Source organism: Kribbella sp. WER1 (assembly GCF_054189145.1).
Window position 1 is genome coordinate 1,313,312 of the sequence record NZ_CM135186.1, and the last position, 12,296, is coordinate 1,325,607.

Genomic DNA, 12,296 nt, shown 5'->3' on the forward strand with positions numbered 1-12,296 from the left:
AGCCCTCTTTTTCTTTCCACCCCTCCTCTCTTCTTTTTCTTCTCACCGTCCCGTTTGCCTTGCAGGCCCCCACCTCCTCTCTTTCTCTTCACCTCCCTCGAAGCCCGTTTTGCCTTGCAGGCAAGCGTTCTGATGAGATGTCAGGCGTGAACCACCCTCGTGTTGCTGTACTGGCTCTGCTGGCTGTTGCAGCCGCCTGGGGATCGACGTTCTTCCTGACCAAGGACCTGCTCACCAGGATGGACGTCGCCGACTACCTGGCGTTGCGGTTCCTGATCGCGTCGGTCGCGCTGATCCTCGTCCACCCGCCCGCGATCGCCCGGCTCAGCCGTCTCGACCGCGGCCGGGCCGTCGCCCTCGGCATCACGTACGGCATCGCCCAACTGGTCCAGACCGAGGGCCTGCGGCACACCTCGGCGAGCGTGTCCGGCTTCGTCACCGGCATGTACGTCGTGTTCACGCCGCTGCTCGGCGCGGTCATCCTGCGGCACAAGATCGGCCGCTGGGCGTGGGTCGCCGTGATCCTCGCCACGGTCGGCCTCGGCGTACTGTCGCTGCGCGGGTTCAGCCTCGGGACCGGCGAGCTGCTCACGCTGGCCTCGGCCGGTCTGTACGCGCTGCACATCATCGGCCTCGGCGCGTGGTCCACGTCCAAGAACGCGTTCGGGCTGTCGGCGTTGCAGATGATCGTGATCACCTGCACGTGCGCGGTCGGCGCGATCCCTGGTGGGTTCTCGGTGCCGTCGACCGGCCGCGACTGGATCAGCGTGGTCTACATGGCGCTGGTCGCCGGTGCGCTCGCGCTGATCGTGCAGACCTGGGCCCAGGCGCACCTGACTCCCACCCGCGCGGCGATCGCGATGACAATGGAGCCGGTGTTCGCGTCGGCGTTCGCGGTGCTGTTCGGTTCGGACAGCCTGACGTGGCGGATGCTGGTCGGCGGCGCGCTGGTGGTGTCGGCGATGTACCTGGTCGAGCTGGCGCCACGACGTAAGTTCGAGGCGGAAGTGCAACATCTGGCGCAGTAGTTCGTTCGGGCAGCGGGAGGTGTGATGCGGGAGAACCGGCCGCGCGACCGGTGGTTCCCGTACGCCGTCATCGCCCTGCTGCTCGCGGTCCTCGCCGGCGGGACGATCAGCAACCTGGTCGAGCACCCGCAGCCGCAGCTGGTCTCCGAGGGTATCCCGCACGCCTCGGTCCGCTCGACGCTGGGCAGTGACCCGTACGACGACCTGGTCCAGCACGCGCTCGCCGACCTCGACGCGCTCACGCTCCCGAACGGCGCGACCCTCGCCGGCGAGAACGGCCCGTGGCGGTACGTGTGGCCGCGGGACGCGTCGTTCGTCGCGGTCGCCCGGTGCGCGATCGGGCAGTACGGCAAGGCGCTCGACGTACTGGCGTGGCTGAATCGTGTCCGGCCCACGAGCGGGCGGTGGGAGGCGCGGTACCAGGAGAACGGCGCGCACGTGAGCGACGGGCGGACGCCGCAGCTCGACGGGTCCGGGTGGGTCGTGTGGGCGACGTGGTTCTGCCGCGCGGGCGACAAGTACTGGGACATGGTGCGCGAGTCGGCCGACCAGATCGTGTCCGAGCTCGGGCCGGACGGCCTGCCGGACCCCTCGCCCGACTACTGGGAGCGCCCCGAGCGGGACGTCACGCTCGGCACCGTCGCGCCGCTGCTGACCGGACTGCGCGCCGCGGTCCGGATCGCCACCGCGCAGCACCACCCGGCCGAGGCAGCGCGCTGGTGGACGGCCGCGGAAAAGTTGTCCGCGGCAACGGATCGGGTGTTCGGCCCGGACTATCCGCGGATCCCGGCGGAGGCCACCAGCTTCGTCGAACCCGGCGTCCAGCCGGCGTCGCTGGAAGGCGGCCGGGACGCGATCGTCACGGTCCTCGGCCCGCCGTTCGCACCGGCCCGTCCGGTGGTCAGTACGGCGATCGACACCGCGTACGACGTACTGACCCAACCGAACGGCGGTGTCACGCCGGGCGAGGACTGGCGGGCGGACGGGGTGTCGTGGACGCCCCAGACCGCCCTGTTCGCCCTGAGCGCGGCCGCCCGCGGCAACCAGGACACCGCGAACGCGCTGCTCACCTGGCTCGACCACCACCGCACCAAGACCGGCGCCCTACCGGAGAAGATCAACCGCGACAACCGACCGGCCGGCGAGGCCCCACTGGCCTGGACCTCGGCCCTGGTCATCCTCACCGTTGCCGCCCTCCACGGGAGGTTACCGATCCCGTCCTAGCAGATCTCCATGGCGTCGTGGCTCGGGGTGGCCGGGCGGTTGGTGCTGGTTTTGCCGGAGTAGAAGAACGCGGTCGACGCGATGTCGTCCTGCAGCGGGAGGTACCGGCCGCCGGAGCGCCAGCCGAGCGCCTGGACGTCGACGCGCAGCCGCTCCTTGAAACGGATCGGGTCGGGCAGGTGGAACCGGTACATGCCGAAGCGCTGCTGGCTCTGGTACTGCCCGTCCGGGCGGATTACCTGCGGCATCCCGAGGTACGGCGTACTGAACTCGGTGTAGCCACCCAGGTGCGGTACGTCGAAGTTCCAGGCGCCGCCGAAGTAGTCCTCGGTCCCCGTCCCGCAGATCGTCGGGAACTCGTCGTCGCCGTCGACGAAGAACTTGACCTCGCCCTCACCCCACCAGCCGCTGCTGTTGACGCCCCACGCGACGTACGTGCCGACGTAGTGCCCCGGGCCTTCCACGCCGTCCAGCAGCGTGTGGACGGTCTTCGCCTCGAGCGGGTTGCTCCGCCGCCACTGCGCGTGCAGGTACGCCGCCTTGTCCGGTACGGCGCCGAGCCAGTAGTCGACCTGGAAGTACACGACCACGGGCTCGTCGTGGGTGTTCTCGATGGTGAGCTTCGCCTGCTGGTTGAACGGCATCTCCCAGTAGCAGTTGAACCCGCCGTTCGGGTTCACCGCAACCGGCAGCGAGTTGACCTGGGCGAACTTGCCCCAGCCCGAGCAGAAGAAGTCGCCGACCGGCGTCTCGACCGCGGGCGCGTCGTCGCCGTCCCAGAAGGCCCGCAGTACCAGTCGCCGCCAGTGGTCGACGTGCGTGGTCAGCCAGATGTGCGTGATGCACCCCGACCCGGCGATGTCCGCGAGCGTCGCGGTCTCCCCCGGCCCGATCTCGATCGACGGCGAGACCTTCCAGCCCTGCCCCAGGTCCCGGGCCGCATGCGCCCCGGTCCCCTCGGTCCGCCGCCCACCCTGACCGGGCTCGCCGGTCGGGTTCTCCGCACTGATGGAGCGCGTCTCGACGTCGGCGAGCGCGCTGATGCCGGTGAGGTTCCCAAGTGTCATAGCGCGACCTTAGGCTGCCCCGGGTCCGCACAGAAATCGATTGCCCATGAAGTGGACCGCGCCGGCGGTCTTCACGATCACGATCAGCAGGACGTGACCTTGGCGGTCAGGCCGGTGAAGGACAGGCAGGCCCACGGGCGACCCTGGTCGCGCTTGGCGCGGACGATCAGCGGGTAGGCGTCCGCGCCGCGGACCTCCGGGGCCTTCTCGGTCGGGAACGAGCCGACCGCTCCGCCGCGCGCCTCGGCGGCCGCCTTCACGTCCGCGACGCCGACCGTACTCCGGTTGGCCTTCTGTGCCGCGGCCTTCGCGTCGGTCGCGACCTGCAGCGCGAACTCGACCTCGGGCGGCTTCGACCACGCCGTCTGCGACACCGGGATGATGAACCCGAACATCGCCAGCCCGACCGCCGTCACGATCTGCCGCAGCCGCCGGGTCTGATCGCTCAGCAGCAACGCCGCACAACCGATCGCCAGAACCGCGGTCAGCCCGCGCAGTACCCAATGCCGGTCGAGGCGACTGTCGACCGCCAGCCCGGCCACCACGGCGATCAGCAGACAAAGCCCGGCCGCACCCAGCGCCCGGACCCGCGGAGACAGAGATTGCATGCCGCAGACAATAGACGCCCTGACGTACGGTGACTGCGCAGACCACCTCGGAGGGAACCAGATGACAGTTCTTCGGATGGACAACGTCGGCATCGTCGTCGACGACCTCGACACCGCGATCGCGTTCTTCGCGGAGCTCGGCCTCGAGCTGGACGGCCGCGACCAGGTCGAGGGCGACTGGGTCGACCGGACCGTCGGGCTCACCAGCGTCCGCTGCGACATCGCGATGCTGCGCACCCCGGACGGGCGCGGCCGGCTGGAGTTGTCGCAGTACCACTCCCCTGAGCTGATCGCCTCGACGCCGCCGAACCCGCCGCACAACACCCTCGGCATGCACCGCGTGATGTTCGCGGTCGACGACATCGACGACACGATCGAGCGGCTGCGCGCACATGGCGGGGAGCCGCTCGACGGGGTCGGCCGGTACGAGGACATCTTCCGGCTCGCCTACCTGCGCGGACCGTCCGGCATCATCATCGCCCTCGCGGAGCAGCTCAGCTGAACGTCGTCGACAGCTCCTGGGTCTGCCCGGTCGCCGCGGCGCGGTACCCCGACTCGATGATGTCGATGACGTGCCGCGCGTGCTCGGCGGTGACGATCGACGGCGTACCGTCGCGGACCCAGTCGACGAGCTGCATGACGTCCTCGTACACGTGCTGCTCCTCGATCTCCCGGTGTACGCCGGTCACGTGCGGGAGCAGCGCCTGGTTCCCGGGGCCGCGCGGCGACAGCTCCGCCGGGTCGCGGCGCGGGAAGTCGAACGGTTCGTCGTTCAGCAGCAGGCCGTCGATCGTTCCCGCCGTACCGTAGTAGGCGCCGCCGAACCCGCCGCGCATCCCGCCCGCGGCCGTCCCGGTCGCGACACAGAACAGGTTGTCGCCGAAGTCGATCAGCAGCACGGTGTTGTCGTCGGCATCGGTCCGCACGTCCCGGCGTACCGGCACACGAACACCGGACATCGCCGTCACACGCTTCGCCGGCCCGAGGATCCCGGTCACCGAGTGCAGCGCATACACGGTCATGTCGTAGACCGGCCCGCCACCGGGTTTGCGGAAGTACCACGACGGGTCGATGTTCGTCAGTACGTCGTTCCCGCCGCGCACCGGCTCGTCCTCGTGGTAGGTCCCGAACGCCGCACCACAACTCACCCACGACAACGTGCCGATCGCCCCCTCCGCGATCAGCTCCCGCGTCCGGACGTGATGCGGCCGCAGCATCTCCCCCGGCGAGGCAACGATCCGCACATCATTGGCCGCCGCCAACTCGATCAACTCGGTCGCCTCGGCCACGGTGAGCGTCATCGTCTTGTTGAAATGCACATGCTTACCCGCCTGCAACGCAAGCTTCCCCTGCGTGTAGTGCAACCCGATCGGCGACGCAATCGTCACCGCGTCGACCTCACCACGCTCGAGCAATTCCTCGTACTCGACAAAACCCCGCCGTACGCCGAACCGCGCCGCCGCAGCCTCCGCCCGCCCCTCCACCGGATCACACACCGCCGCCAATTCCACCCGCCCCACCAGATCCCCCTGGGACAGATGCGGCAACAACCCACGAACCGAAATACTCCCCGCCCCGACAACCCCGATCCGCACGGAATCCGCCATACCCACAATGCTATTCGCGGCGCTCTGTTTCAGCTGGCCTCGCCGCGTGCCTCGGTCAGCTGTTGCGGTGGGCGACGACTCGGGTGAGGCCGAGCGTCCGGCCGGCGTCGGCGTGGAGCATGCGGGCCTCTTCGCGACCGGGTTGGCCGGTGTCGAGGTCGCAGGCTTCGTTCCACTGGAGCCAGTCCTCCCAGCCGTGCGGTAGCCGGTCGGAGACCTCGACCGTGACCAGGCCGGTCTTCTCCCAGTGCCGGCGCCACCAGCCCGGGCTGTGCCAGGCGCAGAAGTCCCACTTCCAGTACTCCGCCAGATGCTCGGGCGGCAGTACGCCGTACTCCTCCTTGGACCCCGGCAGCGCGATCCCGATCTGCCCGCCGGGCTTGACGAAGCGTGAGAAGTACCCGAGGTAGAGGTCGTCCGTACCGAAGTAGTGGTACGCCCCGATGCTGACGGCCGCGTCGAAGAACCCCTCGGCGTACGGCAGCGACCGAGCATCCGAGTAGACCGGATGCACCCGCCCGTCCAGGCCGGCCTCGACCACACGCCGGAGGTTGTCGTCGGGCTTGATCCACAGATCCGTCGCCCAGACCTCGACCCCGAACTCCTTGGCGAGAAAGACCGAACTACAGGCATTCCCACACCCCAGATCAAGCACCCGCATCCCCGGCTCGAGCGACATCACCCCGGCCAGCGCCTCCGCCTGCCAGACCGGGTTGGGCCCCATCGAGGCATCAACCATCCACCGAGCCGAGTACCTGGCCGACCGCGGATACCGCTCGTTTCTCAACAGCTTCGCAAGCTCGTCATCATCCATGCGCCCGCAGTCTGCGCCCACCACCCCACCCGCGCAAACGTTTATTCACAGGACATTCGGAGCGACGCCAGCACCACCCCACCACCTTCAGGCGCCAGCACAATCTCCAACCCCCACTCCCCCGGCGGTACGGCGTACCCCAACTCGGGAACCACCGACGCCGTACCGATCAGCAGCGGGATCGACCGACTGGACCGCGCCTCGACAGCAAACCCCCGCCGCACCAACGGCACCGCCGATTCGTCACAAGCACGTCCGTCCGCGCATCCCACCCGGACCGAATCGTCAACGGAGCAAGGGCTTCCACGTCGAACCCGGCATCAGCCGCCGACCCCCAACGCAGCTCGGGTACCAACACGTTCCTGGGCAACTCGCGCGCCGGATAACGCATCGCACCCGCGTACAACTCAACGAGCTCCGGATACCTCGCCTGCAACCCGGCCGCAATCTCCGTGGCCCAAGCTGCCAACATGATCCGAACCGTCGGCTGCGTCGGCTCACTGTCCGGATCATGCAGCGCCAGCAACGCGCCCGGCTGCTCTGCCATCAGCCGCCGCAACTCGACCCGCAGGCTCTCCCACCCAGCCATAAGGCGACCATAAGCCCGTCCGGCAGAATCCCGGACAAGCGCATCTGGTGGATGACTGCCGGCGCGACCGTCGTCGTGCTCGTCATGACCGCTGCAGGTCGGACTTGCACGACAACTGCGGCACCCTATTCCGCCGTAGGCTGCTGACGCCTCTCGCCTGGTCTTCCAGCGGGCGACGGCAAGGCGTCGAGGACGGCTGCGAGGCTCTGCGGATCGCGCCTGGCGATGTTGTGCCCGACCGGGATCTCGTGCACGCGCCAGGCCGGGTCGTTGTGCAGTCGTTCTGTCAGCTCCAGGAACGGGGTGCCCGTCCAGTCGCCGCCGCTGATGTACGTGCGGCGTAGCGCAGGCCACGCCTTCCCCTCCAGCCTGATGCCCTGGACGAGGCTGGCCAGCGGATGCGCTCGTGCCCGCGGATCCATGCCGTCAGGTACGCCGACCCACCGGCCGTCGGCCCTCGCCCCCGCGACGAACATCTCGCGGAACATGTCCGTGGTCAGCGACCAGCAGGAGTCGCCGTCGTCCGGTACGTACGCGTCGATGTACACCAGGTGCTCGAGCCGATCGCCCAGCCGGTCCGCGACGCCCGCGATGACGAGGCCGGCGTAGCTGTGCCCGCACAACGCAACCGACGTACCGTCAAGCCCTTCGACGATCGCGGTCACCTGATCGATATGCGCCTCGAGATTCGCCGGCCGGTCCACGTCCGCCGGGCCCTCCGACTCGAGACCCGCCAGCGTCACCGCCTCAACCCGATGACCCCGCTGCCGCAGTTCCTCCCCCACCGAGTCGAAGACCCACCCACCCTGCCAACCACCCGGCACCAGCACAAACTCCACCACGCCATCCTATGCAGCCTCCGGACGGGCAACCTCAGGATTTCTGCCGCTCCGTGCCGGTGTCGAAGAAGCGGTCGAGGTACGACGCGGACTTGCGGTTGCTGTCGCGCACCAGGGAGAAGACTTCTGCACCGTCGGACGGGGCGTCCGGGAGACGGTATGCCTGCGCAAGTCCGAGGTACGCATCCGGAGAACCGGCGGTGGTGGACGCATACTCGCGGGCTTCAGCCTCGGCCCGCTCGATTGCATGGTCGAAGGAGCTTGCACGCCACAACGTGACCCGCTCTTCGTACGCCGAGCCGCCGACTCCTGCAGGGACTCCGAACTGGAAGATGCAGCGCACCGCGTACCAGTCGGCATCGTCGTCTCGCGCTGTCATACCCGGCATTTTGCCAGCAGGCCGGCGAGGAGAGCGCGGGAACTGGCTGGTCGGGGCTCAGGTGAAAGCGCGCGCTCCTGCTCGTGGTTGGGAACGTGCGACAACTCCTGCGGGCTGTGAACAGGTAATTGCATGTCGCATGCCACCACGGGGTGTTCACAGTCACCCCGCGAGGCAACTGATATGTGCCCGGACGGGCGGGTCGAGTTCGCGCCACGCGAACACTCACCCCGCTCAGCCTCGCGGAGCACCCGCGGGCTGACAGCCTCCGCCCGTAGCAGGCGGCCACTTACGCACCACGCCTGTATACGCACCACGCCCGCTTGCACACACCCGCTTACACACGCCCCCGCTTACACAGCACGCCTGCTGGTCACGGTGCCAGCGTCACCATTCGTCACCTGCAGCCTCACGAAGGACGCTCGCCTGGCTGTCACCCAGCGAGCGGCAGCTCGCAACTCTCCCGCGGTAGCGGGCTGCTCCCCGGCGACAGCCGGGTGCATGCCGGCGGTAGGCCGGTGGGTGGGTGGGAGCGCGCGTAGCACCTGCGGGAGGGAGTGGAGCGACCGGAGTAGGTGCGCAGCACGCGTGGGGAGATCACGCGCGCTGGTGGATCACACTCGGTAGGTGGCACCTCGGGTGGGTCACAGCCGGTAGGTCACGTCAGTTAGTGGGCGTGGAGCTTGGGTGGGTTAGAAGGGGAGTTTGGGTTGGGGTGGGGCGTGGGTGGGGTCTACGCCGTCGAAGAGGCTGCTGACCGACTCGCCATCGTGGATTCGTTTGATGGCTTGGGCGAACAGGCCTGAGACCGAGGTGGTTTCCAGCTCTGGGAAGCCGGCCGGGCGCGGCACGGTGTCGGTGCTGATGACCTCGGTGATGGAGGGATGCGAGCGGAGGCGCTCGACTGCGGCACCGGCGAAGAGGCCGTGGGTGCAGGCGACGGCGGCTGAGGTGCAGCCGTGGTCTTTGAGGCGGTCGAGGAGTTCGATGATGGAGCCGCCGGTGGCGATTTCGTCGTCGAGGATGATGGCGCGGCGGCCGGCTACCTCGCCGACGATGGCGTCGATGACGACGCGGTCGTCGGCCAGGCGTTGTTTGCTGCCGGCGGCGACCGGGACGCCGAGGAGGCGGGCGAACTGGGTGGCGGTCTTGGCGTTGCCGAGGTCGGGGCTGACGACGACGGTGTCGGACAGGTCGCGGCCGCGGAAGTGGTCGGCGAGTACGCCGATCGCGGTCAGGTGGTCGACAGGGACCGAGAAGAACCCGTGCACCTGCGGCGCGTGCAGCGCCATCGTGAGGACCCGATTGGCGCCGGCGGTGGTGAGCATGTCCGCGACGAGCCGGCCGCCGATGGAGATGCGGGAGGCGTCCTTCTTGTCGGACCGGGCGTACGCGTAGTGCGGGATGACGGCGGTGATCTGGGCTGCCGATGCGCCGCGGGCGGCGTCGATCATCAGCAGCAGCTCCATCAGGTGCTCCTGCGTCGGCGGGACGAGTGGTTGCACGATGTACACGTCTCGTTGCCGGCAGTTCGTCTGCAGTTGGACCTGCAGACAGTCGTTGCTGAAACGGTGGATCTCGACCGGAGACAGCGGTACGCCGAGATCACTACAGATCTGCTCCGCCAACTCGTTGTGGGCACTTCCGCTGAACACGACGATCTCTCGCACGGCTCTCCCCGAATGCTGCGACCCGAACAGCTGAACCCTAACCGATGAGTCGCGCCAGGCTTTCCGCGGCCGTCCGGCAGTCGGCCGCCGACGCGTCGAGGTGCGTGACGATCCGCAGCTGGGTGGCCCCGACACCTCCGACGAGTACGCCGGCGTCGCGGGCGCCGGCGACGACCGACGGCACGGTGTGGCCGGTGCCGGCGAGGTCGACGACGACGATGTTCGTCTCGACCTGCTCGGGCTTCACCGACCCCGGCGCGGCGTCCGCCAGAACCGAAGCGATGGCCCGAGCGTTCGCGTGGTCCTCGGCGAGCCGCTCGACGTTGTGCTCGACGGCGTACATCCCGGCAGCGGCGAGTACGCCGGCCTGGCGCCAGCCGGCGCCGAGGCGCTTCCGCCAGACGCGGGCCTCACGGATCAGCTCGGCCGATCCGACCAGTACCGAGCCGACCGGGGCGCCGAGGCCCTTCGACAGGCAGACGCTCGCGGCGGCGGCCCGGGAGGCGTACGACGCGACGGTACGGCCGGTCGCGACGGCGGCGTTCCACAGCCGGGCGCCGTCGAGGTGCAGCGGGAGCCCGGCCGCGTCGAGCTCGTCGGCGAGGGCGTCGTACGCGTGCTGGATCGACCCGCCGCTGAAGTTGTGCGTGTTCTCGACCGAGACGGCCGACGTGACCACGAAGTACGGGCCGAGGTCGGGCGCGATCAGGGCGCGGATCTGGTCGAGGTCGATCTGTCCGGACGGCGCGGTCCAGGTACGGGTCGTGACACCGCTGGCGGCCGCGTGCGACCCGAGCTCGGCGCGGACGATGTGCGCGCTCGACTCGCACAGCACCTCGCCGCCGCGCGGGACCAGCGCCCGTACGCCGAGCACGTTCGCGAGCGAGCCGGTCACCGTGAACAGGCCGGCCTCGTGCCCGAGCAGGCCGGCGACGTGCTCCTCGAGCGCGTTGACGGTCGGGTCCTCGCCGTACACGTCGTCGCCGACCGGAGCCGACGTCATCGCCGCCAGCATCTGCGCCGACGGGCGGGTGACGGTGTCCGAACGGAGGTCGATCACGCTTGCGCTCCGCGCAGCCGCTCCGCGACCAGGAACGCGAGCTCCAGCGACTGGTGCCGGTTCAGCCGCGGGTCGCAGGCCGTCTCGTACCGGTTCACGAGGTCCTCGGCGACCAGATCCTCACCGCCGCCCAGGCACTCGGTGACGTCGTCGCCGGTGAGCTCCATGTGCACGCCGCCCGGCCAGGTCCCGACCTGCTCGTGGGCGTCGAAGAAGCCCTGCACCTCGTCCATCACGTCGTCGAAGTTGCGGGTCTTGTACCCGTTCGGCGTCTCGAACGTGTTGCCGTGCATCGGGTCGCACACCCACGCGATCGGCGAACCGTGGTCGCGGACGGCCTCGAGCAGCGGCGGCAGCGCCGAGCGGATCTTGCCCGCGCCCATCCGGGTGATGAAGGTGAGCCGCCCCTCGATGCCCTTCGGGTTCAGCTTGTCGATCAGTTCCCGGATGTACTCCGGGGTCGTGGTCGGGCCGATCTTGACGCCGAGCGGGTTCGACAGCGAGGCCAGGAACTCGACGTGCGCGCCGTCCAGCTGCCGGGTCCGCTCCCCCACCCAGAGCAGGTGGCCGGACACGTCGTACGGCTGCTCGGTGCGGGAGTCGATCCGGGTCAGGGCGTGCTCGTACTCGAGGATCAGCGCCTCGTGGGACGCGTAGAAGTCGACGGTCTTGAACTCGTCCGCGGTCGCGCCACAGGCCCGCATGAAGGCCAGCGCCCGCTCGATCTCGGACGCCAGCTGCTCGTAGCGGCGGCCGACCGGCGAGGACTTCACGAAGTCGGTGTTCCAGGCGTGTACCTGGTGCAGGTCGGCGTACCCACCGGTGGTGAACGCGCGGGTCAGGTTCAGCGTCGCGGCGGCCGCGTTGTAGACACCGCGCAGGCGGGCAGGGTCCGGGATCCGGGACTCCGGGGTGAAGTCGAAGCCGTTCACGGCGTCACCGCGGTACGACGGCAGCGTCACGCCGTCCCGGGTCTCCTCGCCGGACGAGCGGGGCTTCGCGTACTGCCCCGCGATCCGGCCGATCTTCACCACCGGGACGCTGGCCGCGTACTGCAGCACGACGGACATCTGCAGCAGCACCCGGAGCTTGGCCCGGATGTTCTCCGCGGTCACGCCCGCGAACGTCTCGGCGCAGTCGCCGCCCTGCAGGATGAACGCCTCGCCGCGGGCAACCGCGCCGATCTTGGTGGTCAGGTCGTCGCACTCACCGGCGAACACCAGCGGCGGCAGCGTCCGGAGCTCGGCGATCACCTGCTCGAGGGCCGCGGAGTCCGGCCAATCCGGCTGCTGCAGGGGCTTCAGGGCCCGCAGCTCGTCCAGCGTCGGAACCCCTGGAACCTGCCCCGTCGTCAACGTCGCGAATTGCATGGAGCCAACTCTAGATGAGGGCATGGAACCGAGCGTGACCG

General features: G+C 69.2%; 13 protein-coding genes. 3 read left to right on the plus strand and 10 right to left on the minus strand.

Annotated features, from left to right (window positions below; genetic code table 11):
• Positions 1–137: 137 nt before the first annotated feature.
• Positions 138–1,028: a DMT family transporter gene (locus ACXJJ3_RS06420; RefSeq protein ID WP_458169018.1), complete on the plus strand. Its 891-nt coding sequence runs from the start codon at positions 138–140 to the stop codon at positions 1,026–1,028.
• A gap of 24 nt (positions 1,029–1,052) precedes the next feature.
• A complete protein-coding gene (locus ACXJJ3_RS06425) occupies positions 1,053–2,252 on the plus strand; it encodes a glucoamylase (RefSeq protein ID WP_458169019.1) in 1,200 nt (399 codons plus the stop codon).
• Here the strand turns inward: ACXJJ3_RS06425 and ACXJJ3_RS06430 are convergent.
• On the minus strand, positions 2,249–3,319 hold the full coding sequence (locus ACXJJ3_RS06430; protein ID WP_458169020.1) for a glycoside hydrolase family 172 protein: 1,071 nt from the start codon (positions 3,317–3,319) through the stop codon (positions 2,249–2,251). The two genes, ACXJJ3_RS06425 and ACXJJ3_RS06430, sit on opposite strands and share 4 nt — an antisense overlap.
• Positions 3,320–3,402: 83 nt before the next feature.
• Positions 3,403–3,927: a hypothetical protein gene (locus ACXJJ3_RS06435; protein WP_458169021.1), complete on the minus strand. Its 525-nt coding sequence runs from the start codon at positions 3,925–3,927 to the stop codon at positions 3,403–3,405.
• 61 nt (positions 3,928–3,988) lie between these two features.
• Between ACXJJ3_RS06435 and ACXJJ3_RS06440 the strand changes: the two genes are divergently transcribed.
• The gene (locus tag ACXJJ3_RS06440) at positions 3,989–4,429 is read left to right on the plus strand and encodes a VOC family protein (RefSeq protein ID WP_458169022.1); all 441 of its coding nucleotides are present in this window, start codon (positions 3,989–3,991) and stop codon (positions 4,427–4,429) included.
• Here ACXJJ3_RS06440 and ACXJJ3_RS06445 read toward each other — a convergent pair.
• From ACXJJ3_RS06445 to ACXJJ3_RS06480, 8 genes are all read right to left on the minus strand, one after another.
• The gene (locus ACXJJ3_RS06445; protein WP_458169023.1) at positions 4,422–5,534 is read right to left on the minus strand and encodes a Gfo/Idh/MocA family protein; all 1,113 of its coding nucleotides are present in this window, start codon (positions 5,532–5,534) and stop codon (positions 4,422–4,424) included. The two genes, ACXJJ3_RS06440 and ACXJJ3_RS06445, sit on opposite strands and share 8 nt — an antisense overlap.
• Before the next feature lie 55 nt (positions 5,535–5,589).
• A complete protein-coding gene (locus tag ACXJJ3_RS06450; RefSeq protein ID WP_458169024.1) occupies positions 5,590–6,258 on the minus strand; it encodes an SAM-dependent methyltransferase in 669 nt (222 codons plus the stop codon).
• A 131-nt stretch (positions 6,259–6,389) separates the two neighbouring features.
• Positions 6,390–6,572, minus strand: coding sequence for a hypothetical protein (locus tag ACXJJ3_RS06455; protein ID WP_458169025.1), 183 nt, complete (start codon positions 6,570–6,572; stop codon positions 6,390–6,392).
• A gap of 490 nt (positions 6,573–7,062) precedes the next feature.
• Complete coding sequence (locus tag ACXJJ3_RS06460; RefSeq protein WP_458169026.1) at positions 7,063–7,776, minus strand: alpha/beta fold hydrolase; 714 nt, start codon at positions 7,774–7,776, stop codon at positions 7,063–7,065.
• Positions 7,777–7,810: 34 nt separating this feature from the next.
• Positions 7,811–8,155, minus strand: coding sequence for a DUF4288 domain-containing protein (locus ACXJJ3_RS06465; protein ID WP_458169027.1), 345 nt, complete (start codon positions 8,153–8,155; stop codon positions 7,811–7,813).
• Positions 8,156–8,847: 692 nt separating this feature from the next.
• Complete coding sequence (locus tag ACXJJ3_RS06470) at positions 8,848–9,825, minus strand: ribose-phosphate diphosphokinase (RefSeq protein WP_458169028.1); 978 nt, start codon at positions 9,823–9,825, stop codon at positions 8,848–8,850.
• A 37-nt stretch (positions 9,826–9,862) separates the two neighbouring features.
• Positions 9,863–10,885 carry a threonine aldolase family protein gene (locus tag ACXJJ3_RS06475; protein ID WP_458169029.1) on the minus strand — a complete coding sequence of 341 codons (1,023 nt, stop codon included), beginning with the start codon at positions 10,883–10,885 and terminating at the stop codon, positions 9,863–9,865.
• Positions 10,882–12,255: a class II 3-deoxy-7-phosphoheptulonate synthase gene (locus ACXJJ3_RS06480; protein ID WP_458169030.1), complete on the minus strand. Its 1,374-nt coding sequence runs from the start codon at positions 12,253–12,255 to the stop codon at positions 10,882–10,884. Before ACXJJ3_RS06480 ends, ACXJJ3_RS06475 begins: the two co-directional genes overlap by 4 nt.
• Between the last annotated feature and the right edge of the window lie 41 nt (positions 12,256–12,296).